General features: G+C 61.6%; 24 protein-coding genes, 1 tRNA gene and 1 pseudogene. 16 read left to right on the forward strand and 10 right to left on the reverse strand.

What is annotated here, in order from left to right:
- Nucleotides 1-20 precede the first annotated feature (20 nt).
- From recJ to ACZ5YV_RS12965, 3 genes are all read left to right on the forward strand, one after another.
- The gene (recJ, locus tag ACZ5YV_RS12955; RefSeq protein WP_464787949.1) at nt 21-1,787 is read left to right on the forward strand and encodes a single-stranded-DNA-specific exonuclease RecJ; all 1,767 of its coding nucleotides are present in this window, start codon (nt 21-23) and stop codon (nt 1,785-1,787) included.
- 100 nt (nt 1,788-1,887) lie between these two features.
- Nucleotides 1,888-1,962: transfer RNA gene (locus tag ACZ5YV_RS12960), tRNA-Glu, on the forward strand.
- Between the two features lie 149 nt (nt 1,963-2,111).
- Complete coding sequence (locus ACZ5YV_RS12965) at nt 2,112-3,554, forward strand: anti-phage dCTP deaminase (RefSeq protein WP_464787950.1); 1,443 nt, start codon at nt 2,112-2,114, stop codon at nt 3,552-3,554.
- Nucleotides 3,555-3,916: 362 nt separating this feature from the next.
- Here ACZ5YV_RS12965 and ACZ5YV_RS12970 read toward each other — a convergent pair whose 3' ends face one another.
- Nucleotides 3,917-4,741 (reverse strand): tyrosine-type recombinase/integrase, encoded by an 825-nt coding sequence (locus tag ACZ5YV_RS12970; RefSeq protein ID WP_464787951.1) that lies wholly within the window; start codon nt 4,739-4,741, stop codon nt 3,917-3,919.
- 194 nt (nt 4,742-4,935) lie between these two features.
- On the opposite strand from ACZ5YV_RS12970, the gene ACZ5YV_RS12975 reads away from it, so the two are divergent.
- The 6 genes from ACZ5YV_RS12975 to ACZ5YV_RS13000 all read left to right on the forward strand — a co-directional run bounded on the left by ACZ5YV_RS12975 (nt 4,936) and on the right by ACZ5YV_RS13000 (nt 9,605).
- Entirely contained in the window at nt 4,936-5,256 is a 321-nt protein-coding gene (locus ACZ5YV_RS12975) for a hypothetical protein (RefSeq protein WP_464787952.1), read from the forward strand.
- Between the two features lie 62 nt (nt 5,257-5,318).
- Complete coding sequence (locus ACZ5YV_RS12980; RefSeq protein ID WP_464787953.1) at nt 5,319-6,113, forward strand: HipA family kinase; 795 nt, start codon at nt 5,319-5,321, stop codon at nt 6,111-6,113.
- Nucleotides 6,110-6,967 (forward strand): DUF3037 domain-containing protein, encoded by an 858-nt coding sequence (locus ACZ5YV_RS12985; protein WP_464787954.1) that lies wholly within the window; start codon nt 6,110-6,112, stop codon nt 6,965-6,967. Before ACZ5YV_RS12980 ends, ACZ5YV_RS12985 begins: the two co-directional genes overlap by 4 nt.
- Before the next feature lie 470 nt (nt 6,968-7,437).
- A complete protein-coding gene (locus ACZ5YV_RS12990) occupies nt 7,438-8,205 on the forward strand; it encodes a histidine phosphatase family protein (RefSeq protein WP_464787955.1) in 768 nt (255 codons plus the stop codon).
- Nucleotides 8,202-9,092 (forward strand): NAD(P)H-hydrate dehydratase, encoded by an 891-nt coding sequence (locus tag ACZ5YV_RS12995; protein WP_464787956.1) that lies wholly within the window; start codon nt 8,202-8,204, stop codon nt 9,090-9,092. The genes ACZ5YV_RS12990 and ACZ5YV_RS12995 overlap by 4 nt, the downstream gene beginning before the upstream one ends.
- A 45-nt stretch (nt 9,093-9,137) precedes the next feature.
- Nucleotides 9,138-9,605 carry an MgtC/SapB family protein gene (locus ACZ5YV_RS13000; RefSeq protein ID WP_464787957.1) on the forward strand — a complete coding sequence of 156 codons (468 nt, stop codon included), beginning with the start codon at nt 9,138-9,140 and terminating at the stop codon, nt 9,603-9,605.
- Nucleotides 9,606-9,614: 9 nt separating this feature from the next.
- On the opposite strand, the gene rlmN is transcribed toward ACZ5YV_RS13000, so the two are convergent.
- Nucleotides 9,615-10,874, reverse strand: a complete 1,260-nt coding sequence (rlmN, locus tag ACZ5YV_RS13005; protein WP_464787958.1) for a dual-specificity RNA methyltransferase RlmN — start codon at nt 10,872-10,874, stop codon at nt 9,615-9,617.
- A 58-nt stretch (nt 10,875-10,932) separates the two neighbouring features.
- Nucleotides 10,933-11,403 carry a hypothetical protein gene (locus tag ACZ5YV_RS13010; protein ID WP_464787959.1) on the reverse strand — a complete coding sequence of 157 codons (471 nt, stop codon included), beginning with the start codon at nt 11,401-11,403 and terminating at the stop codon, nt 10,933-10,935.
- Here ACZ5YV_RS13010 and ACZ5YV_RS13015 point away from each other — a divergent pair.
- The 3 genes from ACZ5YV_RS13015 (at nt 11,402) to ACZ5YV_RS13025 (ending at nt 15,475) form a co-directional block, all read left to right on the forward strand.
- Nucleotides 11,402-11,575 carry a hypothetical protein gene (locus ACZ5YV_RS13015; protein WP_464787960.1) on the forward strand — a complete coding sequence of 58 codons (174 nt, stop codon included), beginning with the start codon at nt 11,402-11,404 and terminating at the stop codon, nt 11,573-11,575. The genes ACZ5YV_RS13010 and ACZ5YV_RS13015 overlap by 2 nt on opposite strands.
- Entirely contained in the window at nt 11,572-12,684 is a 1,113-nt protein-coding gene (gene dnaN / locus ACZ5YV_RS13020; protein WP_464787961.1) for a DNA polymerase III subunit beta, read from the forward strand. The genes ACZ5YV_RS13015 and dnaN overlap by 4 nt, the downstream gene beginning before the upstream one ends.
- A 181-nt stretch (nt 12,685-12,865) precedes the next feature.
- On the forward strand, nt 12,866-15,475 hold the full coding sequence (locus tag ACZ5YV_RS13025) for an EAL domain-containing protein (RefSeq protein WP_464789232.1): 2,610 nt from the start codon (nt 12,866-12,868) through the stop codon (nt 15,473-15,475).
- Between the two features lie 88 nt (nt 15,476-15,563).
- On the opposite strand, the gene ACZ5YV_RS13030 is transcribed toward ACZ5YV_RS13025, so the two are convergent.
- Both ACZ5YV_RS13030 and ACZ5YV_RS13035 read right to left on the reverse strand, forming a co-directional pair.
- Nucleotides 15,564-15,983 carry a response regulator gene (locus ACZ5YV_RS13030; RefSeq protein WP_449470863.1) on the reverse strand — a complete coding sequence of 140 codons (420 nt, stop codon included), beginning with the start codon at nt 15,981-15,983 and terminating at the stop codon, nt 15,564-15,566.
- Between the two features lie 65 nt (nt 15,984-16,048).
- The gene (locus ACZ5YV_RS13035; RefSeq protein ID WP_464787962.1) at nt 16,049-18,568 is read right to left on the reverse strand and encodes a TonB-dependent receptor; all 2,520 of its coding nucleotides are present in this window, start codon (nt 18,566-18,568) and stop codon (nt 16,049-16,051) included.
- 155 nt (nt 18,569-18,723) lie between these two features.
- Here ACZ5YV_RS13035 and pip point away from each other — a divergent pair, with 155 nt between their 5' ends.
- Nucleotides 18,724-19,665 carry a prolyl aminopeptidase gene (pip, locus tag ACZ5YV_RS13040; protein ID WP_464787963.1) on the forward strand — a complete coding sequence of 314 codons (942 nt, stop codon included), beginning with the start codon at nt 18,724-18,726 and terminating at the stop codon, nt 19,663-19,665.
- 46 nt (nt 19,666-19,711) lie between these two features.
- Here pip and ACZ5YV_RS13045 read toward each other — a convergent pair whose 3' ends face one another.
- From ACZ5YV_RS13045 to uvrB, 5 genes are all read right to left on the reverse strand, one after another.
- The gene (locus tag ACZ5YV_RS13045) at nt 19,712-20,107 is read right to left on the reverse strand and encodes a hypothetical protein (protein WP_464787964.1); all 396 of its coding nucleotides are present in this window, start codon (nt 20,105-20,107) and stop codon (nt 19,712-19,714) included.
- An 87-nt stretch (nt 20,108-20,194) separates the two neighbouring features.
- Nucleotides 20,195-20,776, reverse strand: a complete 582-nt coding sequence (locus tag ACZ5YV_RS13050; RefSeq protein WP_464787965.1) for a hypothetical protein — start codon at nt 20,774-20,776, stop codon at nt 20,195-20,197.
- A gap of 13 nt (nt 20,777-20,789) precedes the next feature.
- Nucleotides 20,790-21,344: a demethoxyubiquinone hydroxylase family protein gene (locus ACZ5YV_RS13055; RefSeq protein WP_464787966.1), complete on the reverse strand. Its 555-nt coding sequence runs from the start codon at nt 21,342-21,344 to the stop codon at nt 20,790-20,792.
- Nucleotides 21,341-21,826, reverse strand: coding sequence for a disulfide bond formation protein B (locus ACZ5YV_RS13060; protein WP_464787967.1), 486 nt, complete (start codon nt 21,824-21,826; stop codon nt 21,341-21,343). Before ACZ5YV_RS13060 ends, ACZ5YV_RS13055 begins: the two co-directional genes overlap by 4 nt.
- A 47-nt stretch (nt 21,827-21,873) precedes the next feature.
- Nucleotides 21,874-24,057 (reverse strand): excinuclease ABC subunit UvrB, encoded by a 2,184-nt coding sequence (gene uvrB, locus ACZ5YV_RS13065; protein ID WP_464787968.1) that lies wholly within the window; start codon nt 24,055-24,057, stop codon nt 21,874-21,876.
- On the opposite strand from uvrB, the gene ACZ5YV_RS13070 reads away from it, so the two are divergent.
- From ACZ5YV_RS13070 to ACZ5YV_RS13080, 3 genes and pseudogenes are all read left to right on the forward strand, one after another.
- The gene (locus ACZ5YV_RS13070) at nt 24,050-24,955 is read left to right on the forward strand and encodes an acid phosphatase (protein ID WP_464787969.1); all 906 of its coding nucleotides are present in this window, start codon (nt 24,050-24,052) and stop codon (nt 24,953-24,955) included. The two genes, uvrB and ACZ5YV_RS13070, sit on opposite strands and share 8 nt — an antisense overlap.
- An 87-nt stretch (nt 24,956-25,042) precedes the next feature.
- The gene (locus tag ACZ5YV_RS13075; RefSeq protein WP_464787970.1) at nt 25,043-25,579 is read left to right on the forward strand and encodes a DUF3617 domain-containing protein; all 537 of its coding nucleotides are present in this window, start codon (nt 25,043-25,045) and stop codon (nt 25,577-25,579) included.
- A gap of 24 nt (nt 25,580-25,603) precedes the next feature.
- Nucleotides 25,604-25,861 (forward strand): annotated as a pseudogene (locus ACZ5YV_RS13080) (HNH endonuclease); the annotation flags it as partial.
- Nucleotides 25,862-25,894 lie beyond the last annotated feature (33 nt).

A 25,894-nucleotide genomic window follows, 5' to 3' on the forward strand; every position in this document is an offset into this window, starting at 1 on the left:
GCCCGGTTTAGGGATCAGAAATGACCATAGCGCTGAATGTATCCCGCTCTATCCTTGGACAACCGTGGCGCTGGCGGGGCGCAGGCGCGGATGCGCGGGAACCCGGCTATCTGCCCGACGACCTGGTCACGCAGTTGCTGCTGGCCCGTGGCTGTCCGCGCGAAGCCGTGGAGGCGCATCGTAATCCGACCATCCGCCACTTCATGCCCGATCCCAGCTTGTTCCGCGACATGGACAGCGCTGCCGAACGGCTGGCGGATGCGGTGCAGAGCGGTGAGCATGTCCGTATCTTCGGCGACTATGATGTTGACGGCGCAACCAGCGCGGCCTTGCTGATCCGTCTGCTGCGTGATCTTGGCCTGTCCGCTCGGCCCTACATCCCCGATCGACTGATGGAAGGCTATGGGCCGTCTGGCGAGGCACTGGTGCGGCTGGCAGGGGAAGGGGCAACGCTGATCGTTACTGTCGATTGCGGCGCGCAGGCGTTCGAGGCGTTGGCCATGGCGAAGGCTGTGGGCGTCGATGTCGTAGTGGTCGATCATCATAAATGCGCCGCCGCGCTTCCCGAAGCCTTTGCGCTCGTGAACCCCAATCGGCTTGACGAGGTGGAGGAAGCAGCCGCTCATCGCCATCTGGCGGCGGTGGGGGTCGCATTTCTCTTGGGCGCCGCGCTTATCCGCGTGTTGCGCAAGCGGGGATGGTTCGCGCAACGGGCCGAGCCTGCCCTTATGGAATTGCTCGACATCGTGGCGCTCGGCACCGTGGCGGACGTGGCGCAACTCAAGGGGCTTAACCGCGCCTTCGTTGCACAGGGCCTCAAGGTCATGGCCAAGCGCCGTAACATCGGCATCTCCGCGCTGATCGATGCCAGCCGCCTCAGCCGTGCGCCATTATGCCATGATCTGGGATTTGCGCTCGGTCCCCGCATCAATGCTGGCGGGCGGGTAGGCAAGGCTGATCTGGGCGTGCGTCTGCTGACGACGGAAGACCCGATCGAGGCCGCGAGCATCGCTGCCGAGTTGGACCAGTTCAACGAGGAACGTCGCGTGATCGAGGCGGCGGTACAGGTCGAGGCGGAGGAACTGCTGGCGGCGCAGGGCAACCGGGCCGTGGCGCTGATCGCTGGAGCTGGCTGGCATCCCGGCGTGATCGGCATCGTCGCCGGACGCATCAAGGAAAAGGCGGGGCGTCCCGCGATCGTCGTGGCGATTGATGATGCGGGTACGGGCAAGGGCTCCGGCCGTTCGATCTCCGGCGTTGATCTTGGCGCCGCCGTGCTGGCGGCCAAGGACAGCGGCTTGCTGGTTGCCGGTGGCGGCCACGCCATGGCGGCAGGGCTGACCGTCGCGGCTGACAAGCTGGACGCGCTGGCTGATTTTCTGGACGAAAGGCTTGCCCCTGCCGTCGCCCGCGCCCGCGATGACCGCGCGCTGTTGATCGACGCCGTGCTTGCCCCGGCGGGCGTCAATCCGGACTTCGTGGCCGCGATCGAGGCAGGCGGCCCCTATGGCGCTGGCTGGCCCTCTCCGCTCATCGCGGCTGGACCGATGCGCGTCATTAAGGCGGATGTTGTCGGCAATGGCCATCTGCGCGCGGTCATGGCGGGGGACGATGGCCGCTCCATCAAGACCATCGCCTTCCGCCAGGCGGAGAGTGAGTTGGGGCAAGCTATCCTCGGCGCACCGCGTGACCGTCGCCTTTGGGTCGCGGGCCGTGCAAAGATCGACGATTGGGGCAGTCGCCCCGCCGCTGAACTGCATCTGGAAGATGCCGCCTGGGCCGATTGAAAGAAGTGGTCGTTTTCCTGCCCCAAAGGGGTTGACCGCCGCAAGCTCCCCCCCTAAAGCCGCCCTCGCTTCGCAGCGCTGCCCAAGCGGTTCTGCATGTGGCCCCTTCGTCTAGCGGTTAGGACGCGGCCCTTTCACGGCTGAAACACGGGTTCGATTCCCGTAGGGGTCACCACCCTGTTTTTGCAGGGTTTTTTATTGCTCCGGTTCGGAGTTCCCCCAGTTGGCGGGGGAAAAGTTCCCCCACCTAGCTTCGCGTGGAGCTGGGCACTTGACCCAGTTAGCGGCTTTGTTACGGCTGTGCCCTTCGAACAGGGGCATGCAATGGACGACAAAAAGCCGGAGATCGTGATTGGACTGGCGGGGCCTGCAGGGACTGATCTGCATGCGCTCGCTCAGACATTTGCTGAAAAGATGAGCCCGTTCGGCTACCGCTGCCAACAGATCAGGGTCAGTCAGCTGATCCAAGAATTCTGTGACGATGCCCTAACTTCGAAGATCGCCAGCGCCAAGCACGGCGAAAGGGTCCGCCTGCTAATGGGTGCAGGGGACGCTCTGCGCAAACAAATCGGTAGGGGAAGCGCTCTAATCCCCTTGGTCGTCGCGTCGATTAGAAAAGCAAGGGGCGGTTTTTTGACGATTGAACCGTCGGCCCCCGCAGCTGATGATCAGGCCGACGGCAAGCCGACCGAAGAGCCGCCGATCGATGTGCCTGCGGACCAGGCTTGCTACATCGTCAACTCGCTCAAACACCCGGAAGAAGTGCGCGAGTTACGGCGCATATACGGTGAGAATTTCATCTTAGTTTCCGGGTTTGCGTCTCATGACGAACGAAAGAACAAGCTTTGTGAGCTGATAGCTAAAACCTACACTTCAACTCAGAACGACAAATATAAAGATGAAGCTCAAACCCTCATTGATTTGGACGCTCAGAGGCCAGGTGAAAAGCTAGGGCAAAATCTCAGAGATACATTCCATCTCGCGGACTTTTTTGTGAGAGTGTCCGGGGATTACGAACGCGAAGTTGAGCGATTCTTAGACCTTCTCTTCGGGAGCCCTTACATCACGCCCCGATTCGATGAGTTTCATATGTTCGAAGCCAAGGCGAAATCCTATCGTTCGGCTGATCTTTCGCGCCAAGTGGGAGCGGTGATCGTCGACCAGGCTGACACTATGGTGGCATCCGGTTGCAACGAGGTGCCAATCGCCGGAGGCGGGTCATATTGGCCGGATGAGGACAAGGTTTTTGACAACCGCGATCACACGAAGCGTCGCGATTACAATGCGGTGAAAAAGTACGAGATTATCGAAGAGCTGATAACCTTCATGTCCTCTCAGGGGGTCATGCAGCTGAATGAAGAATCCTCGCCCAGCGAAGTCGTCGAGCAGCTCTTGTTCGGTGCCAGCAGCACGAAATTCAAAGATCTTCGCGTATCGAACCTGATTGAGTTTGGTCGGGTGGTCCACGCCGAGATGAATGCTATCACCGAGGCCGCTCGCCGTGGGGTGACGATCGGAGGCGGCACGCTCTACTGCACGACCTTTCCGTGTCATATGTGTGCCCGCCACGTCATCGCTGCCGGTATCAAAAAGGTCGTGTATATTGAGCCCTATCCCAAGAGCATTACGGCTGATCTATACGACGAAAGCGTCATCATCGATGGTGATGGGGGGCATGGTCCGGAGGGTGAACGACAATCGCATCCAAAGGTAGTCTTTGACCCCTTTGAAGGCGTGGCACCGTCGATTTATACTGAGCTTTACTAGGCCGGAACGCGGAAGGGCGCTAGGGGTTATACGGTCGACTGGAACCGTGCATCAGCTCGGCCCAAGTCGATCCGCACCGGCGCAGCTCATCTCAGTTTGGAGGCACCGCTGTTCAATGAGCTTGAACAGCTGGACGTTGTCAGATTAGAAGAGGTGCAAGGCAAGTAGGGGTTAGGCCAATGTTGATAACGCGATCAGAGATTCTGCAGCAGTGTCAACGTGATAAGGCCGCTTTCGACCGAATTCCCAAGGCCATGCGCGATTTGCTGCTGCATGAAATGACGGTCGCTCGTCGTGCCGTCGAGCCTGCTGCCGACCCGGTCGACGTCGTAGCTCCGAAAATCCTAGCGGCCTGATCGCAGCTAACGACCCATTTTCAACGGGGTCACGCTGCTCATCTTTTCGGACGCACCGACAGCGATCATGTACGCCCGCACGCGCTTGCCGTAGTGGCGAACCGTCTCTGGGGTCATGCCCAGAATTGCGCCCACATCGGTGTCGCTGAGGCCTGTTTCCAAAAGATAGCAGCAGGCGTTCTTGCGTAGCCCGTGAAAGGTGTAGAGCAGCTGGTTTTCGTCATCGACATGGCCGATGTCGTGCATCAGGCGACGGATGCGCTCCTGGATGCGGTCCTCGGACGCGAAAGGCTTCCCGGAGCGGTCGTACAGCAGGGTGACCGCCTTCTTCTCGATTTTGCCGATTTCCTCCCGCCACCAAGGGTGCACTGGAACGGCAACGTCCACATCTGTCTTGACCTGTGACAGTTCCATAATGCCACCATTGAGCCAGTTATGGCGAATGCGGATCACGTCGCTGACTCGCTGCCCGGTGCACAGGCCGGTGATGATCGCCAGGCGCAGCATGGGGGAGGCGCGTTCCAGCGCTTCTGCCAGCACTTCGCGCGGCCATGGCTCATGCTCGCCGATCGGGAGCGGCGCTATGGTGTCGGCGGGATTGTCGGCTCTCCAGTCGCGCTCGCAAGCATAAACGAGCATCAGCTTCAGCACGTTGAGCCAATTGTTCGCCTTGCCGGGCTTGTCGGCCATGACATCGCGCAATTGATAGATGTGCGTAGGGCGAATGCCAGCAACTGACATGTCGCGCACCGGGCGTTCCTCGCCTGTCTTGACGCGGAATGTGAAATCATCGGCCTCGAACATCGCGACATAGCGCAAATAATTCGACATCGTGTTGGCGGAGAGTGCCTTTGAGCCCTTCTTTCGCTTTTTCCGGGTCCATCCGGAAGAGAGGGCGGCGCGAAACTCGCGAGCGAGCGCGCCGAATGATCCTGGTATTGGCACCCATCGACCGGCCTGTCGATTCGCGGCCTGCTCGGCCTCCGCATTGACGCGGGCAAGCTCGGCGGCGAAGCGCGGATCGGATGGGTCAGGAAGCCGGATATAGTGGTCTTTCCGCTTACCATCGGCATCATAGTAGCGGAATCGACGGTATCCGCACTCGCCTGCTCATCGCTGCGAGCGCCTTGCTGATCATTCTCACTATAGCCGGGTCGCACAAATATATCCCGTTTGCGCGGGTTTATCTCGATCCCGAGCGAACTAAGAAGCCATATGCGAAGGAAATGCCGAGCGCGATCATGGCCACTATCGCGACAGCTGTAGCGGCTGCCTTTGGCGCTCTCCCCGACATTCTAGACAAAGGGCGTAAAGCGGCTGAGTTGATTTTTTCATGGCTGAATTAGCGACTTCCGGACGCGCGGTTTTGCGCTGATTGTTCGTCTGGAGAGTTCATTGCCTTAGCAGGGTGGAGATAATAGGTTTGTTGAGAACTTTAGAAGCCGTCCAATATATCCGGGAAGTTGGTAGCGGACGGACGCAACCTATCGTTGTTGCTGCAGAAGCAGACGACGGCGACGTGATCGATGTCGTCCTTAAATTTGCTTCTGCGTGCGACATGGGCACTAACTCCCTTGCTGTAGAAGTTATTGCAGCATGCCTCGCGGCAGCGTTGGACTTGCCTATCCCAGAACCATTCTTGGTTTCCATCCCTTCCGATTGGCGTGACTGCCTCCCGCCTGGAATCCGAGCCCGCGTGTCTGATTTCGACAATCTGGTATTCGGCTCGAAATGGGTTGGGCCCCAGTGGCCGGCTTGGGCGGTAACCAACCGGCTGACTGCTCCTATGGTACAGGCGGCCGCCGAGATACTCGCATTTGACGGTTTTATCGAAAACTTCGACCGCAGGGATGGCAACCCCAATTGCCTCGTCAGCGGCGACAAACTCCGTATCTTCGATCACGAGTTGGCATTCCCCCGCGGCTTATTTGGCCCAAAACCTTGGACTCTCGGTGGGATGGGCTCATTCACCGAGCCAGGTAAGCATATTTTTCGCCGTGAGTTACTGGGGCAGCAAATCAATCAGGCTGCTATCCGAGCAAAATGGGCGGGGTTGCTTGACGAGGAAATTGATGGTTATGGCGCAGCCGTCCCGAACGGTTGGCGGGATGACGCGTTTATAACCGATATTTTAGGAAGAATCCGTCTAGTTCGTGATAACATCGACGGGTGCATGATTGAGTTGGATCGGATCTTGAAATGAGCCGCCGGCCTTATAGCTACAGCGTTCTGCGCTATGTGCATGACATAGTGACAGGTGAGTTCGTGAATGTCGGACTCGTCTTTTTCGCGCCCAGCCACCAAGGAGACGCTCCGGTTCTTCTGACCGAGTTCAAAGATCGAATTCAACGGCTGCGCCACCTCTTCCCCGACATTGACCGTCCAGCGTTCACAGCAGCAATCGCTTCGCTTCGGCGGGCCTCGAAGCCGATCACTAAAGAAGTAGAGGCGGAGCGTCTTTTCTCGAGCGGCGACGCTCGCGCCATCGCTGTGCGCTTGTTGCCTCACGACGGCAGTTCACTGCAATGGTCTGAGATCGGCACTGGGATCGCAAAGGACGTAAATAGGGAATTCCATCGAATCGCGGATCGCATGTTGTCCCGTTATGACCGGCATAGCCATGCTCGCCGCACCGATGACGACGTGTGGCGGCCGGTTCACCAAGCCCTTGTCGAGCGGCGGATTGCAATCGAATTCGAACCAAAGGTTATCCGCGGCACGGTGGATGCCATTGAGTTTACGCATTCATGGAAAAATGGCCAAATCCACGCATATGAGCCACTCTCGTTCGATCTCGCGGAGGCAGAGAACATCAAAAACAAGGCCCGGAAGTGGATGGGCCACCTTTCGTCAGTGAACATCGGCGCGAGCGACCAGTTCAAGGCCTATTTCATCGCTGGTAAGCCCTCGGATCCAGGCCTCATGCCCGCATATGAAACGGCGCTAGAAATCTTGAGAGCAGCTCCAAGCTCACCCGCCGTCTATGAAGAGGGTGATATAGACGAACTGATCAACGTGATTGAGGACGATTTCCGGCACCATCAAGCGACGCAGTGAATGGCCCACCCCCGCTCGAACGTTGTAGCAGTGGTCAGCTACAGCGGGCAGATGAGGTGCATAGACAATCGTATCAGGCAAGGATGCCGACGGTTTACCGCTGAGGATGCCCGACAACAATCGCTTCTCTTCTCGGACGAACTGGAGGCCACCTTGTCCAGCGCACGCCCCAGCGCCATGGCAAACGCTAGTAGGATCAGTTGATTGCGATAGGAATAATTAGCCCTTGGCGGTCAGGCAAGAGCATGCCAGAAGATCTGTGTTATCTGACACAAAAGTGGTACAGAACATCATAATAGCATGCAGTTAACGCACTGAAATTGCATAGATTGCCTTACAATTTACCCCTCCCGTAGGGGTCACCATTTTCCAAGCGCAGCCTTCATCATGAGCAGCGTTCTGCCGGGATCAAAGCAGCAGCGCGGCCGTTCTTCATGTCTTAGCAACCGGCATGAAAGGCAGCAGGACTCGTGGCGTCACTTCATTGGCCGAGCCAGCTCATCATCGTACGTCATGGCCAGAGCGCCGGAAATGTGGCGCGCGACGCCGCAACTGAAGCACAGTCCGATCGTATAGCCTTGTCCGTGCGTGATGCGGACGTTCCGTTAAGTGGATTGGGCCGTGAGCAGGCGCAGGCGTTAGGCCATTGGTTCGCCAGCGAGGAGGAAGATCACAGGCCGGAGGTTCTGTTGTCGTCCCCCTATCTGCGGGCATTTCAGACCGCGCAGATTTTCCGCGAGGTTGGCGGAGCCGCCGCCGAGGAACCGATCTGCTTCGATGAACGGCTGCGCGAAAAAGAATTCGGCATTTTGGACGGGCTGACGACGACGGGCATCCGCAATCTGGAGGCCGACCAGTATGAATTCCGCCAGATGCTCGGAAAATTCTATCATCGGCCGCCGGGCGGAGAAAGCTGGTGCGACGTCATCCTGCGGCTGCGGTCGGTGATGGATACCATATCGCTGCATTATGCCGGACGACGCGTGATGATCTTCACGCATCAGGTCGTGGTGTTGTGCCTTCGCTACATCATCGAAGGGTTGAATGAAGCGGAAATACTGGCGATCGATCGGGCTGGCGATGTCGCGAACTGCGCGATCAGTGACTATGTTTATGACCCTTCCCACGGGCGCAATGGCGGGCTGGTGCTGCGCCGTTACAATGTGACCGCGCCGATGGAGGAAGAGGCGACCCCTGTTACACGCGAACCCGATGCCATCGCCGGAGCGCGCGGATGAAGCCAGAGACTCTCGATAGCGCATGGTTGCGGACGCACCCCCTGCCGGTCCCCGACCATGACTCTGACAAGGATGGGCGGGGCCGTGTGTTGGTCGTCGGTGGCGCGGAATTCGTGCCCGGTGCGCTCCGCCTGACGGGCGAGGCAGCACTACGCGCGGGCGCTGGAAAGTTGCAGATGGCGACGGTTCGTTCCGCGGCCATGTCGTTGGGCGTGCTGGTTCCCGAAGCCGCGATGACGGCGCTGCCTGCGGAGGAAAATGGCGAGATCGCCGCTGGAGCAGCTGAGCGTCTGGCGCCGCAACTCGCCCGATGTGACGCGCTGGTTCTGGGACCGGGCATGAGCGTGAGTGCCCAGACGGACGAACTGGTCGCGGCCATATTAGCCGCCACCGATCCGCCGGTCACCATCGTCCTCGATGCGGCGGCGCTGACTACTGCGCGCGAGTTGCGATCCACCGTCGCCGGGCATGAGGGGCATATCATCCTAACGCCCCATCATGGCGAGATGGCGATCCTGACCGGGCAAAGCGTCGAGGCCGTTTCGGCCGATCCCGCGAAGATCGCGCTGCAAGTGGCCCGGGAATTTCAGGCGGTGGTCATCCTGAAGGGCGACCGCAGCGTGGTCGCGGCTCCGGATGGCGCCTGCCTGTTGTATGAGGGTGGTTGCGTCGGCCTGGCCACCGGCGGTTCGGGCGATGTGCTGGCCGGGATCGTCGGCGGTTTGGCGGCGCGCGGTGCTGACCCGTTGCGGGCGGCCGCCTGGGGCAGCTGGCTGCACGGCCGGGCAGGGCGCGAACTTGCCCGCACCATGGGGCCTGTCGGATTTCTGGCGCGCGAATTGCTGCCGCTGATTCCCGGCCTGCTGGAAGAGCCCGGCAACAGCTAACTGCATCGTTGCGCATCCGAATTCACCTTTATGCGTTTCGGGTGGATGAGCGACAATTTTTCGGTGCTGCCGCATCTGGTCCCTATCGTCATCGCCTATTGCCTGGCTTTGCCTATCGGCTGGAACCGGGAGCGAGCGGAACGCAGCGCTGGCCTGCGTACCTTTCCGCTGGTCGCTGTCGCCAGCTGTGGCTTTGTTCAGACGGTGGAAGGAATGATGGCGCAGGATCCGTCGGCGCTTGCCCGTGTGCTGGAAGGCGTGATCGCGGGCATAGGATTTCTGGGCGGCGGTGCGATCCTGCAGCAGAGACATGCTGTGAAGGGCACCGCGACCGCCGCAAGCCTCTGGATCACGGGGGCGATTGGCGTCGCAGCGGGGCTTGGCACCTATGATGTGGCGGTGGTTCTCACCGGCTTCACGCTGCTGACTTTCTGGGTCATGGCGCCGCTCAAGCCCGAGGAGAATGAACGGGACGCGGAAGAAAAGATCAGCGAGCCCGGGGCGCCGCGTTGAGGCGTGGGGTTACCCCAGCGCCGCCTGCTTTTCCGCCGCCAGCCGGTCCAGCTCCGCCCGGCTCTTCTTCTCGCTCGCCGACTTGAGCTGCCCGCAGGCGGCCATGATGTCCCGTCCGCGCGGCGTGCGCACCGGGGCGGAGATGCCGCCTTCGAACACGATTTCCGAAAAGCGCTTGATCCGCTCGGGCGTCGAACATTCATAGTCGGTGCCCGGCCACGGGTTGAAGGGGATCAGGTTGACCTTGGCAGGCAGCTTGTAGTGACGCAGCAGGCGAACCAGTTCGCGCGCGTCCTCGTCGCTGTCATTCTTGTCCTTGATCATCACATATTCGAATGTGATGCGGCGCGCATTATTCGCGTTCGGATAGTCGGCGCAGGCTTGCAGCAGCTGTTCGATCCCGAACTTCTTGTTGAGCGGCACGAGTTCGTCGCGCACGTCCTTCGTCACGGCATGGAGTGACACGGCAAGGTTTACGCCAATCTCTTCCCCCGCGCGCGCCATCATCGGCACTACGCCGGAGGTGGAGAGGGTGATCCGCCGCTTCGACAGAGCGAGGCCATCGCCGTCCATGACGACCTTCAGCGCGTCGCGCACATGATCGAAATTATAAAGCGGCTCGCCCATCCCCATCATCACGATGTTGGTGAGCATTCGCCCGTCGGGGCTATATTGCGAGCTGTCGTCCGCTTCGTCATCATTGGCGGACGCCATGCTGCCCTTCGGCCATTCGCCCAGCGCATCGCGGGCCAGCATGACCTGCCCGACAATTTCGCCCGGCGTCAGGTTGCGCACGAGGCGCATGGTGCCCGTATGACAGAAACGGCAATTGAGCGTGCAGCCCACCTGGCTCGAAACGCAGAGCGTTCCGCGATCGGCGTCCGGGATGAACACCATCTCATAATCCTGCCCGTCGTCCGACCGGAGCAGCCATTTGCGGGTGCCGTCGCTCGACACCTGCGCTTCGACGACCTCGGGACGCCCCACGATGAAGCGCTCCGCCATCCAGCCGCGCATCGGCTTGGCAAGGTCGGTCATCGCATCGAAATCGGTTTCGCCGCGATGGTAGAGCCAATGGAACAGCTGTTTCGACCGCAGCTTTGCCTGCTTGGCATCCAGCCCTGCTTCCTCCAGCGCGCTTTTGATCTGCGGGCGCGACAGGCCCATCAGGTCGGTGCGCCCATCTTCGCGAGGCGTCACCGCGCGCGGGACGGGCACAGGGTCGATAGCGCCGGGAATCGGCATCAAGGGGCTGGCGGATGAATGCATGGCAGCGCCCATAGCGGATTTTTCGAAAATTATAAAGGGAGCGTCGAGCGCCCGCCGGTCACCGCAGCCGTGCGCAGCCCAATGCCGCCGCGTCGATCGCTGTCGCGGCGCCGCGCAAGGTGTAGGTGTCCGCGAAACCGCGCCCATTTGCGCCCCGTGTCTGTACGCTCATGCTGCCTGCCGATCGCATGGCCGCAATGATGGCCGCGTCTGCGCGAGGGTCGGGCGCCCATGCATCAGCCTGTCCCGCGACCAGCGGAAAGCGCCTCTCCCCAACATTCAGGATCACGGGAGAATCGTCCGCCCGCACCCGGCTCAACCGGAAATGCACCTGTCCGCGTACGCGCTGGCGCGGCCAGTTCCCAACGGCGGCGAAACCATTGCCAGCCCGGCTCACGGGTTTGGAGATGGCATAGCAACGCGGTGCCGCCGGGTCACGGAACGCCCCCCAAGCCTCGAACATGCCGAGCGAGTCCCTTGCGAATGTCGGCGTCGCGATCAGCAGGGGCAGGAACCAGAGGTGCTTCATGACGCTGGCAAAGCTCATCATGTCCTTTTTTGCAACCCTTGCCGTCACGAAACGATCAGCAGGTGCTTGCCGCCGCCGCAACAGTGGTTATGAAGGATCATCCATCATTGTCGCCCGGATTCGACCGCATCCGGGCTTTGCGCAGAAAAGAAACGGACAAACAGGGACATGAAGGCCACCATCGAACGCGCCACGCTCCTCAAGAGCCTCAGCCACGTCCAGTCGGTGGTCGAGCGGCGCAATACGATTCCGATCCTGTCCAACGTGCTGATCGAAGCGTCTGCCGATGGCGCGATCAAGCTGATGGCTACCGATCTCGACCTCCAGATTGTCGAAAGCGTGTCCGCGCAGGTGGAACAGCCCGGCGCGACGACCATTTCGGCGCACACCCTGTTCGACATCGCCCGCAAGCTGCCCGAAGGCAGCCAGGTTTCGCTTCAGGCGGCGGAAGGCAAGATGCTGATCCAGGCGGGCCGCGCCCGCTTCAACCTGTCGACCCTGCCGCGCGATGACTTCCCGGTTATCGCGGAAGGCGACCTGCCGACCAGCTTCGAACTGCCCGCAGAGACGCTGAAGCAGATCATCGACAAGACGCGCTTTGCCATCTCGACCGAAGAGACGCGCTATTATCTGAACGGTATTTATTTCCATGTGTCGGATGATGGCCAGCCGGTCCTGAAGGCAGCGGCTACCGACGGGCACCGCCTCGCTCGCGTCACCGTGCCGCGCCCCGATGGCGCCGACGGCATGCCGGGCATCATCATCCCCCGCAAGTGCATTGGCGAACTGCGCAAGCTGCTCGACGAAGTCGACGGCTCGGTCCAGATCACCCTGTCGGCGAGCAAGATCCGGTTCGGGCTTGGCAGCGCGATCCTGACCAGCAAGCTGATTGACGGCACTTTCCCCGATTACAGCCGCGTCATTCCCACCGCGAACGACAAGCTGCTCAAGATCGACCCGCGCAGCTTCGAGGAGGGCGTGGACCGCGTCGCTACGATCGCGACGGAAAAGACCCGGGCGGTCAAGATGACGCTCGATCGCGACAAGATCACCCTGTCGGTCACCAGTCCCGAAAACGGCACGGCGGCTGAAGAAGTGCCGGGTGCGTTTCAGGGCGAGGGCTTCGATATCGGCTTCAACGCCCGCTATCTGCTCGACATTCTGGGCCAGATCGACAGCGAGACGGTCGAACTACACCTCGCCGACGCGGCAGCGCCGACGCTCATTCGGGAAAATGATCGCAGCCCTGCGCTCTATGTCCTGATGCCGATGCGCGTTTAGTCGGAAACAGGGTGAGCGGTCCTGCGGGACCGCATGCCTCATTCTGCTCAGTCTGTTTTGGCCTCTGTTGAACGAACATTGAGGCAAGTTTGGCGTCGCGAGAGGGGCGTTCCCTCTCCCGTAACGTTTTGCCAGCCGGTCGAGTAAGTTTCTTTCAACATCTGTGCGTTACGCACGTCATATGGCCCCGTCGCGTACCAAGCTGAACGATACATTGTATCGACCTGCCGATCTTGCGGTCGCGCTGGGCCTGGCTGAGGGCGGGACGCAGGCGTCGGCCTTCTGGATATCCGGAGCCTTCGCCCATATCGCCCGCCTCTGGCCGCTGGTGCTGCTGGGCAAGCTGTGCACCATCACGCTACTCCATGTGCCACTGTTCACCTTTGGCAACATTCTCCACTTCCTCACATTCCTGGCGATGTTGCTGATAGATGGCGTGCTGATCGCCGCTCCACGTGCGGAACGATTCCAGAATCTACGGCCGCATGTGCAGAAATGGCTGATGCTGCCGATGGTGCTGCTGTCGAGCATGAGCTTCAGCATGTTGCTGGGTCCGGCGCAATTTGCAGGACCATTGTCGATTTCTCTCGCGGCAGAAGTCGCGATGGCGTTGATCGCCGTGTCGATATTCGGCGACCGGCGGTTGCTGGGCGTCAGTTATTTTCTGGGCACATTGATCGTTTCGGCGTTTCAGGAAGCGGGCTTTGCGCAACTGGGTTTGTTGGTGAGTTGCATCGCGGTCATGATGATTGCCGCGGTGCGCCAGGCAACGTCTGATTTCGAACGGGCAATCGCCCAACATCAACAGGACCTTCGCGCGCAACGATCCGACCGCCTGTTGCAGGAATATGAGCAGTCGGGGCAGGGCTGGTTCTGGGAAACCGATCGCCAGGGCTGCCTTACTTATCTTTCGGAAACGCTTGCGCGGACACTGGATATTGCGGAGGACGAACTTGTCGGCCAGTTGATCACCGACATTGTCTCTGCGGGTGATCATCAAAATGGCGGGGGCGAGCGCACGCTCGGTTTCCATTTATCGACGCGCACCGGCTTTTCAGACATCCATGTTCGAGCCGCGGCGACCCGCGACGAGCGCTGGTGGTCGATATCCGGACAGCCGGTGTTCAACGAATTTGGCCAGTTCCACGGCTTTCGCGGGAGCGGCACCGACCTTACCGAAATGCGTCGAAGCCAGGCGGAGGTGAAGCGTCTTGCCCAGTTCGATTCGCTCACCGGGCTTGCTAATCGCGTGCAGATGCTGCGGTCGCTGGAAGATGCCGTGGCCGGTGCGCCCGGAAAGCCGGGCGATTGCGCGCTGCTGATGCTGGATCTGGATCGCTTCAAGACCGTCAACGATACTCTCGGCCACCCCGCCGGGGACGCGCTGCTACGGCAGGTGAGCCAGCGTCTCCAACGTGTCGCGGGCGATCGCGGGCTTGTAGGGCGGCAGGGCGGTGACGAATTCAAGGTGCTGCTGCCCGGCAGACATGATCGTGCACTGCTGTCCCAACTATCTACGATGATCATCAACACGCTGTCGCAACCTTATATGATTGAGGGGAAGGCGGTCGTCATCGGCGTGTCCATCGGGATTTCCTGTTGCCCGCATGACGGCGACACGGCCGATGCGCTGATCCGCAACGCCGATCTCGCGCTCTACGCCGCAAAAGGCGACGGGCGTGGCGTCCATCGCTTCTATTCGTCCGAAATGCACGCCGATGCCGAGGGGCGTCGGCAGCTGGAGGAGGATCTGCGCCACGCGCTGGCTTCGGACGGGCTGCACCTTGTCTATCAGCCGGTCGTGTCTTCGAGGACGGAGAGGGTCACCGGTTATGAAGCGCTGCTGCGCTGGACCCATCCCGTACGTGGCGAGATTTCGCCATCCATTTTCGTGCCCATCGCCGAGGAGACAGGGCTTATCGGCCCGATGGGTGACTGGGTTCTTCGCACCGCCTGCCGCGACGCTTCGGAGTGGGACGAAGATATTCGCGTCGCCGTCAATGTTTCGCCGATCCAGTTCGCCAACCCCGGATTGCCCGCCACGGTCATGAATGCGCTTGCCGCTTCCCAACTCGCACCCCAGCGGCTGGAGCTTGAGATCACCGAAAGCGTGTTCCTGAATGACAATGACGGAACGGATTCGATGTTCGCCCGGCTTAAAGGGATTGGCGTCCGTCTGGCGCTGGACGATTTCGGCACAGGCTACTCCTCGCTTGGCTATTTGAAGAAAGCGCCCTTCGACAAGATCAAGATCGACCAGAGCTTTGTGCGCGGTGCGGTGATGACCGGCAGCCGCAACAGCGCGATCATCAAGGCAATCGTCAGCCTGGCCGAGGCGCTTGGCATGGACACCACGGCGGAGGGCGCGGAGACACAGGACGAACTGGCGCTGATCCGCGATCTGGGGTGCAGCCATATACAGGGCTATGTCTATGGCCGCCCGCTTGTTGCCAGCGACGTGCTGGCCCGGCACCGCGCGCACGGTACGGTGGCGCTGGTGGAGGGTTTCCAGTCCAGCCGCCCGGAGCGCAAGACGATGCTGCGGACGATCGCGGTGCATGCCGATGGTCACGCCTATACCGGCCGCATCCGCAACATCTCCTCCACCGGTGCCATGATCGAGGGGCTGTGGCATGTGCCCCAGGGCACCCAATTGTCGATCGAGTTCAGTGACAGCCAGAATGTGAGCGCTGTGGTTCGCTGGTCGCGCGAGGATCGGATGGGCGTTGAATTTACCAGCGCCATCGACATCGCCGCTGCCTGCGCCCTGCCTCGATCCTTGGCATCCTGACCTGACCCGGTTCGGGTGGCGACGCTCGCAGGCGCATAAAAAAGGAGCTGTCGGGTGACAGCTCCTTTTGTTGTACGTGGCGGATGTTTCAGGCGGCGATCGCTACCTGTTCGGCCTGAACAAGGCCGCGCGCGACATCCTTGACCAATGCGATGAAGCGTCCGGCTTCCCGCGCGATCATCGCCTTGTTGAAACAGGCCGCAGCACCCCGGTCCAGCGCTTCGGCCATGATCGGCGCTCCGTCGCGCATCAGGCTGGACAGCATGATGACGGGGCAGGGATCGATGTCCATGATCTCGTCAAGGATGCTGAGCCCATCCCGGCCCGGCATGGCGACGTCCATCGTCACCACATCGGGCTTTTCCATGCGGATGAGGTCGATCGCTTCTTCGCCATTGCGGGCGATGCCCACGACATCGAACCGGCAATCGCGTTCCAGCAGCGTCTCGATCATGGCGCGAATGGTCAGCGAGTCATCGACCACCACGATCCGTATCGGCTTTGCCATGCATTCCTCCGACCCTTGTTTTCAAAGATCATAACGGACGGAAATTGGAGAGTTTTAGGCAAGAGTCAGAAGAACAGCTTGCGGAATGAAATGCTGATCGTGCGGCCCAGCGGATCGAGATAGCCCTGCTGGTAGCGCAGCGGGGTGCCTCCGGTCGCGTCCGTCACGTCGCGGCGCGTATTGAAGATATTGTCGATGCCGATCGACACCCGCGATCCGCGCAGAAACGGGTGGTTCTTAACCAGCGAAGGCATCTGTCCCAGATTGGCGAACAGCCGAAGGTTAGCGGTCGCCAGACTTCCGAAATTGAGCCGGGAAGTGCCGCCCAGCGCGCCATCGACATGCGTGCCGCTTTCCCAATCGACGCTCAGCCGCGCGCCAAGCCCGTTGTTCGTGTAGCCGACGCGCGCCTCCACCTCATGCCGTGGCTGCCCGCCCGATGATCCTGTCGCATCGCCATTCAACAGATCGAGTTCCGGCACGCCCGGCGCGATCAGGATGCTCTCGGTAAAATGCCATGTGTGGTAGAGGCTGAAGCTGAGGCGCCCGCCGCCGCCTCCACGTCCGCCGCCCATGCCGCCCGGCCCGCCAAAACCGCCGCCCGGCCGTCCGCCACCTCCGGGGGCGCCAAAGCCGCCTTCTCCACGCGGCCGGTCTCCGCCGTCCTGTCCGGATGGGGGTGGCGCGCCGTCCTGGCCGCCCTGTGCTCCACGCTCTCCGCCGCGTCCGCCTCGATTGCCGAACAGGGCGCGCATATCCTGCAACTCCTTGGGGCGATCTTCCGGCTTTGCACCGGCAGCGCGCCAAGCCTCTGCCAACTTCTGGATGCGAGACTTCAGCGGGAAGGAGAGGTCGAAGCCCCAACGCAGCTGTTCGCTTTGCGAGCGCAGATAATTGATCGGCGTCGCATCGATTTCGGTCAGCGCGCCGCCAACGCGGGTGAAGCGGCCACCGAAGGCATCCTCGATCGCGGGGGTAGGTTCCGGGAAAGCCGCGATCGGATTACTCGTCCGGCTGTTGAGGTAGGTCGCGGTCAGGGTCAGGTTGGGCTTGTCGAAAGGCTTCACCGTTGCGCTCAGCCGGAACTGGTCGCGCACGCTTTCCTTCAATTGGGCGTTGCCCCCCGTCACCCGCGTGACGAAGACGGTCTGGCCGCTTTGATAATCAAAGACGGGCACATTCTCCGTCCTGACTTCAGGATCGCTGAGTTGATTGCCGGTCGGCGCAGCCCGATCCTGGTTCGCGGACACCAGCAGTTGCACCGCAGGGATCGGCCGCCAGCGGAGGCCATAACCAAGCGTGGAGAGCGTGCCGAAGTCCGAAAGCTCCTGCGCCGCCGCATTCACATTGACGCCGATATCGCCGACCGCGCCAAGGACGCCTCTCGCCTTGCTGGTGATCGGCAAGTCCAGAGTGACCTGCCCGCTTGCGATCTGCCGGTCATAATCGACGTCCTGCTCGAACCCGTTGCGGATCGACGAGCCCTCAAATCCATTGGCCGACGCCCCCACCCGGACGGAGCTTGTGACGGCGCCCGCAGGCAGGTCGAAGACAGGGCCTGACAGCAGCAGGTCGCCCGTCACGGTCTGCGATCGCGCGCTCGCCTGGTCGGTCGATGCCGATCGGTCGGTTCGCGTGCGCGTATCCGACACGTCGCCATTGCCAGTAAAGGACCATTGCCAGCCCTTTCCGAGCAGGCCGTTGAAAGTGAGGCCCAGATGACCGGTCGTTCCGCGAATCTGCTGGTCGAGCCGGTTATCGCGCAGAAATTCGGTATAGAGCGGCCCGTTGCCGACCGGCGCGGCAAGTGCGGCGGCAGACAGTCCTTGCAGCGAGTCATTGTCCGACAGCTCCACCCTGCCGTTGACGGTCATCGATACGCCGCCGAGCGCGCGCGCATAGGTGGCGTTCGCGGACACGCTCTCGGTCGCCGGGCTTAACGTGCGAAAGCGGGTGATGTCGATCAACGCCGGACTGATCGCCGTCCGTTCGATCCCGCGCTCGCTTTCCAGTAGTGAAGCAGCGGCATTATATTTGACGTTCAACGTAAAGCGATTGTCGTCCCGGATGCGCAGCAGACCTGCCTCGGCGGACCCGCTTTCTCGCCCACCATCGGTGGTCGTGGCTGCTCGCAAATCGGCCAGCTCCGCCCGGAAACGCTGGCGCAAGACGATGTTCGCCACCTTCTGCGTTGGTGCATAGCCGTAGGACAGGGCGACCTGTTCCGGCAGGATATCGACCCGCGCCACGGCCTCGGACGGGATGTCCTGGATTTCGGAAAAGCTGGAAATGCGCTTTCCGTTCAGCAGCACGACCGGGGTCCCGTTCGTCTGTACCGACAATTCGGTGATCATTTCCGAAATGGATGTGACGCCCAGAGCGCGGATGTCGGCGGAAGAAAGCTGCTGTTCGGGCTTGATATTGCCCAGCACCGCGCCCCGCTGCGGCTGGCCGGTGACGATGATTTCGTCGCCGTCCTCTATCTGCGCAGGCGGCTCCTGGGCTGAAGTCTGCGCCATCAGCGCAGCGGGCGATGCGCCCATCATGAAAAACAGCATCAGCGAAGCCGGTCGGCGCACGAACATACCCCTTTTGGAAAAAGCGAACCTTTGATGGTCCGTCACTAGGGGCGAACTGTCTCAAAATCTTGGCAAGGCCAAGGCGAATTTGTCGCAAATTGTAGCAAACGCCCTCACGCACTGCGGTTCCCTTCGTTCATCGGCTCGCCTAGGCTGAGTGCATGCGCACTTTATACCCTGCAATCGACCCCTACGCTCACGGCCACCTCGACGTCGGCGATGGTCATTCCGTCTATTGGGAGCGCGTCGGCACGCCGGGGGCAAAGCCTGCGGTCTTCCTCCACGGCGGGCCGGGAGGCGGCATCTCGCCCGATCACCGCCGCCTGTTCGATCCGGATCGCTACGACATTTTACTCTTCGACCAGCGCGGTTGCGGCCGTTCGACGCCGCATGCGGCTCTGGAAGCAAATACGACCTGGCATCTCGTGGCGGACATAGAGCGCTTGCGGGAATTGATGGGTGTTGATCAATGGCTTGTCTTCGGAGGCAGCTGGGGATCGGCGCTGGCGCTTGCCTATGCACAGAGCCATCCGTCCCATGTCAGCGAATTGATCCTGCGCGGCATCTTCACGCTGCGCCAACAGGAGATCGACTGGTATTATCAGGAAGGTGCCAGCCGCATCTATCCAGATAAGTGGGAACGCTTCCTTGCTCCCATAGCGGAGCCGGATCGTGGCGACTTGCTTCATGCCTATCACCGCATCCTGACGGGCGAAAATCGTTTGGCGCAGGTCGCGGCGGCCAAGGCGTGGAGCGTCTGGGAAGGCGAAACCATCCGTTTGCTGCCAGACGCTGCACTGTCAGCCACGCATGAGGATGATGCGTTCGCACTCGCCTTCGCGCGGATCGAAAATCATTATTTCGTCCATCGCGGTTGGCTGGAGGAAGGGCAGCTCATCCGCGATGCGGGCAAGCTCCGCGACATTCCCGGCGTGATCGTTCAGGGGCGCTATGACATGGCCTGTCCTGTCGAGACCGCCTGGGCGCTGCACAAGGCATGGCCGGAAGCGCGGTTCGAGATGATCGAGGGCGCCGGGCACGCCTATAATGAACCCGGCATCCTCGACGCCCTGATCCGGGCTACGGACAGTTTCGCAATTTGAAATTCAGATGGTGAAGGGGGATGGGTGATCGTCGAGCATCAAAAGCTCAAGGCTCGCCCTTGGACTCCTGCATCCGCCGTTCGGCAAACCATTGTTCCAGCATCTTGGCGGTGCAGCCGGTAAAGCCATTACTCCCGATCGCCGAGCAGCTGCCGGGAAGATTCTGGCGCTGTACCTCTTCCATCGTGGCCACCTGACTGCCCCAACCCGGCCCACCGGACGGGGCGGGCTTTTCGCGCAATTTCTTCGGTATGCGGTAGCGTTCGGACTCAGGCTTGCGCGCGCAAACGACGATCTCGTCGCCTTCGCCTTTGGGACAGGGGTCGTTCCCATAGACGATCAGATTGAACACGCGTTGTGGCGGCTCGGCCCTGGCTGGGGCGAGTAAGGCTATGGGTGCAAGCGCCGCCATTGCAAGGAAGGCATGAAGCGGGAAGCGCATAGGTGATATCCTCTTTTCGCCCCTGTCCACCGGCGGAGTGCCCAATTCCGCCAGCCTTACCCAGACGCCAAGCGCCCGGAGCAACCGTCAGGGCTGCGTCGGTGTAGTCGGCTGCGGCGCGGTCTGCTGTGGTTGGCTGGCCTGCGCCTTTTCCTCCGATACGGCTCGCGCTTCGATCGCCTTGCTGTCCGCATCGATGGTGGAAAGCCGCCGCGCGCGCTCTGCGGCTACCAAGTCCTTCCAGCTGGCATTGTCCGCCGCCTGCCGTTCCGCCTTGGCAAGCCGGGCGAGCTGGTTGAAGCAACCAGTAAAGCCGCCGGGGCCAGTGGCAGAGCAGCTTTCCGTGCCGGTGCGGCCGACATATTCCATGGATCGTACGCGCTCGCCCCATGCCTGATTGCTCGGCTTGTTGGGATCGCCGCGCAGCGGTTCCGGGATGCGGTAGCGTTCTTCCTCCCCCTTACGCGCGCAAACGACAATGTCGGTGCCAGCGCTTTGCGGGCAGGCGTCTTCGCCATAGACGATGACCAGGTTGACGCGCTCCGATCCCGTCGTACCGGCAGCGGCGGTGGGCGCCTGCTCCTGCGTGGGTCCAGCCTGCTGCTGCGCAATGGCGGGCAGGGTGCTCGCAGCCATCAGCAGCATGGCGGCTGTCGCGGTCTTCATCATCGTCCTTATCTCCTCAGATCCGCTTCGACAGCGCGATGGCAGCCCGGCACCCCAGGCGAATGACGCCCGAAAGCAGCGGATAGGCGGGTGCCTGCTCTGCTCCACGGGCGATCGCGGTTTCGCGATGTTCGACTTCTTCCGCCTGAAAATCCGTGATGGTGGCGGCAAGTTCCGGGTCATCACCCGCCAATTCCGCCAACTGCTCGCCATAATGGCGGTCGATCTCCGTTTCGATAGCCGCAGTGCAGGCCATTGCGGCGCGGGGACCGATCGTGGCGGTCACCGCGCCCAGCGCGAAGCCCGCGACATTCCAGATCGGTTGCAATACCGTCGGCCGCACGCCGCGCCGCGCGATCATCGCGTCGAATATCTTGCGATGCCGTTCTTCCTGCGCCGCCATGCCCGCGATGACGCGCGCGTCGGGGTGGCGATCGCCAAGGACGGCAAGCTGCCCGGCATAAATGCGCGTCGCGCCGAACTCACCCGCCTGATCGACGCGCAGCATTGCCGCGCGATCATCGGCCGTCACTTTCCGGCCGGGGCGGGGGAACTCCCTGGGCGCGTTCATGCCTGTTTCCTCGACTTGATCAGCAAGGCCAAGATGGCGAGCGCGCTGGCTCCGGACAAGAGCCCGTTGAAGCCCGCGAGCGAAATGCCGAAGAGTGTCCAGGGGGCGACATCGCAACGGGTGATCGGGGTGGCCATGATCTGGCTCAATATGTCGGCCGGGTTGCCCGCCGCCGGAGAGGTGGAGCAGGCGGTCAGCCCCTGCCACCAGCCATATTCGACCCCCGCATGGAACAGGCCGATCCCGCCGCTGATCCCGATCGCCAGCCCGGCTAGCCCCGCGAACAGCGCACTGATGCAGGGGCGCCCTTTCGCCGCATAGGCGATCAGCGCGAGCGGGATCGCTGCCATATGCGGATAGCGTTGCCACCAGCACATCTCGCACGGATGCAGACCGCCTACATATTGCGAAGCGTAGGCGCCGCCCAGCAGCAGCAGCGGCACGGCAAGGGCGATAGCGCGGGCGAGAGGCAAGTTCTTCATGATGCCCGCTTAAACGGCCCTGAACCTTTCGTCATGCTGAACTTGCGTCAGCGCCCGAACTTCCGCTGGGTCTTGCCGTACCGCAGCTTGCGGGTCCCCGGCTTGCCTTCGGTCGCCCGCCCACGCGGTGCGGCCACCTGTTCGTCGGCGGGCAGGCCCAGCTCCTCCGCCTCCAGCTTGCGGATTTCGTCGCGGATGCGGCCTGCTTCCTCGAATTCGAGGTCCGCCGCGGCGGCTCGCATCTTCTTTTCCAGATCCTCGATATAGGCGCGGAGGTTATGGCCGACGAGGTGGGGGCGGTCGTCCAGCCCTGTATCCACCGTGACCTGATCCTTGCTCGCCACATGGGCGATGATGTCGCCGATGTTGCGCTTGATCGTGGTCGGCGTGATGCCATGTTCCAGATTATAGGCTTGCTGTTTCTCGCGGCGGCGGCTGGTTTCGTTGAGCGCGCGCTCCATGCTGCCGGTGATGCGATCGGCATAGAGGATGACCCGCCCATCCACATTGCGCGCCGCGCGGCCGATGGTCTGGATCAGCGATGTTTCCGATCGCAGGAAGCCTTCCTTGTCCGCGTCGAGGATCGCGACCAGTCCGCATTCCGGGATGTCGAGACCTTCGCGCAGCAGGTTGATGCCGATCAGCACATCATAGACGCCCAGCCGCAGGTCGCGGATCAGCTCGATACGCTCCAGTGTTTCCACGTCGGAATGCATGTAGCGGACCTTGATCCCCGCCTCATGCATGAACTCCGTCAAATCCTCGGCCATCCGCTTGGTGAGTGTCGTCACCAGCGTGCGGTAGCCCTGCGCAGCGACCTTGCGGCATTCGTTGATCAGGTCGTCCACCTGATCCTCCACGGGCTTGATCTCGACCGGCGGGTCGATGAGGCCGGTGGGGCGGATGACCTGCTCGGAAAAGACGCCGCCGGTCTGCTCCATCTCCCATGGGCCAGGGGTCGCGGACACGCTGACCGTCTGCGGCCGCATCGCGTCCCATTCATTGAAGCGCAGCGGGCGGTTGTCGATGCAGCTTGGCAGGCGGAAGCCATATTCGGCGAGCGTGATCTTGCGCCGATGATCGCCGCGCGCCATCGCACCGATTTGCGGCACGGTCTGGTGGCTTTCGTCCACGAACAGCAGGGCGTTTTCTGGCAGATATTCGAACAAGGTCGGCGGCGGCTCGCCGGGCAGGCGGCCGGTGAGGAAGCGGCTGTAATTTTCGATCCCGGCGCAGCTTCCGGTCGCCGCGATCATCTCCAGATCGAAGTTGGTCCGCTGCTCCAGCCGCTGTGCCTCCAGCAGCTTGCCTTCCGCCTGCAACTCTTTCAGTCGTTCGGTCAGCTCGAAACGGATCGCCTCCATCGCCTGCTTCAGCGTCGGCCCCGGCGTGACATGGTGGCTGTTGGGAAAGACCTTCACATATTCGAGGGTCGCGATCTTCTTTCCCGTCAGCGGATCGAATTCGACGATTTCCTCAATCTCATTGCCGAAGAAGGTGATGCGCCAGGCCGTGTCCTCATAGTGGGACGGGAAAATCTCCAGATTATCCCCCTTCACCCGGAAATTCCCGCGCGCGAAGGCCGCGTCATTGCGCTTATATTGCAATGCGACCAGCTTGCGGATGATCTCGCGCTGGTCCTCGATCCCGCCCTTCTTCATCGAAAAGGTCATGGCCGAATAAGTTTCGACCGATCCGATGCCGTATAGGCAGGATACCGACGCGACGATGATCACATCGTCCCGCTCCAGCAGCGCGCGGGTGGCGGAGTGGCGCATCCGGTCGATCGCCTCGTTAACGCTCGACTCCTTCTCGATATAGGTGTCGGATCGCGCCACATAGGCTTCGGGCTGATAATAGTCGTAATAGCTGACAAAGTATTCGACGGCATTCTCCGGGAAGAAGCTCTTGAACTCCCCATAAAGCTGCGCGGCGAGAATCTTGTTGGGGGCGAGGATCAGTGCGGGGCGCTGCATCGCCTCGATCACCTTCGCCATGGTGAAGGTCTTGCCCGAACCGGTGACGCCTAGCAGCACCTGATCCTTCTCACCCGCCCTTGCCTGTTCGACCAGTTCGGCGATGGCTGTGGGCTGGTCGCCCGAGGGCTCATAGTCGGAAACAAGCTTGAATGGCCTGCCGCCCTCGCTCTTTTCCGGGCGCGCGGGACGGTGGGGGACGAAGCCTTCGCCAGTCTGAGGCTCGTCCAGCGTGGTGCGAATCTGAATGGACATGCGGGTCAATATGGGCATGGTCCCGCACCACAGCAATGTGGGGCAGGCATCCCGCATGACGATAGCGGAGGACCCGATGCGCAAGGCCATTTTCCTGTTCACCACGCTGGCCATGTTGCAGGCATGCGCGACGACGACCGGCGGGGCTGGATCGGCGCAGACGCCGCCATCGATCATGCAGGGCAAGACCCCGCTGGGCAGCGGCTATCTTGGCGGCGGTGCGCTTCCTGACAGCCTGTTGCTCTCCCCGCCACCACCAGCCGCAGGATCAGTGGCCGAGGCGCGCGACAGGGAGGGGGCGGCCGCAGCGGTTGCGATGCAGGGTAGCGCACGTTGGAATCTCGCCAAGGCCGATGCCGACTTGCGCCCCGCCCGCGCTGCGGGCGCCTTTTCCTGCACGGCAGGCTTCCTGATCGATCAGGCTCATGCCCCCGCGCTGACACGCCTCCTGACCCGCGCAATGGGGGACCTCGGCATGTCGACCGCCGACGTCAAGAAGCATTACATGCGTCCGCGCCCCTTCATGGATAATGGCAAGCCAAGCTGCACGCCGGATTGGGACAAGTTTCTGCGCCGTGATGGCTCCTATCCCTCGGGTCACAGCGCCATCGGCTACGGTTATGGCCTCATCCTCGCGGAACTCATCCCTGAACGTGCGGCAAGGCTGGTGGCGCGGGGTCGCGCCTTCGGCGACAGCCGCCGCATCTGCAATGTGCACTGGCTGAGCGATATTGAGGAAGGGCGTATTATCGCTTCCGCCACCGTGATGCGCCTCAATGCCGAGCCCGCATTCGCCGCCGATCTTGCCGCCGCGCGCAAGGAAGTCGCCGCGTTGCGCGGCAAATCCTCGGAAACCGCGCCCGATTGCGCGCAGGAAGCCGCGGCGCTGGCTCAATAGCCGCAGGATCATTTTTCATTCTATGCCTGTCCTGATATGCTGATGGTTAGACAGGCCGGGTCATTCCGGCATCAATGGGGGAAGATCATGCTTAAAGCCTTGGCCGTCATTATTCCTGCCACGCTGTTGCTCGCCAGCTGCGGCGACAAGCCTTCCGGCGAACCGCAGACGCGCGAGGAGGTGAAAGCCCAAGTTGAGAAGGTGCAACTGAAACCCGGCCAGTGGGAAGGCGCTTATACGCTCGAGGATATCGACATGCCGAACATGCCCGGCGGTGGCGATCAGATGAAAGAGCAGATGAAGAAGATGATGAGCCGCACTTCGATCAAATATTGCGTCTCACCTGAAGAAGCGGCGAACCCCAGCGGCAAGATGTTTTCGGGTCAGGAAAACAAGGATTGCACGTACAAGGGCTTCGACGTCAGCGGCGGATCGGTGAAGGGTGAGATCGCCTGCAAATCGGAACATGGCACGATGAATGCCGTCATGTCCGGCGACTATGCACCGGAAAGCTATGAAATGCACATGGACATGAAGATGAGCGGCGCCCCCAACGGCATGAACATGAGCATGAAGGCGAAAACCACGGGCAAATGGGTCGGCGCGGACTGCGCTGCCTCCTGATATGATGGAGCGCGCGGAGGGCTTTGCTGGCTCTGCGCGCGCCCTTTAAGCAAACGGGTTGAATGGCATCATCCGGTGCCGAAAAGCCGGGGCGGGCGCGGCACGGTGCCCGTCCATCCAATCTGCCATCGCGTCATCCATGCGCAGCTCAGTAATGTGGAGCTTGCCCGAACGCAGGGTGATCCCGCCGCCCTTCGCGCGCATCCCGGCCTTGCCCGCTTTCTCGGCTGGGTCGCGGCCAAGCCGCCCGACTTCCACGCGCCGACCTACAGGAAACGCTAGCGTCGCTTTTTTCTCTTGCGCTTCGCCGCGCGC

It is taken from the genome of Sphingobium sp. TomTYG46, assembly GCF_055396345.1.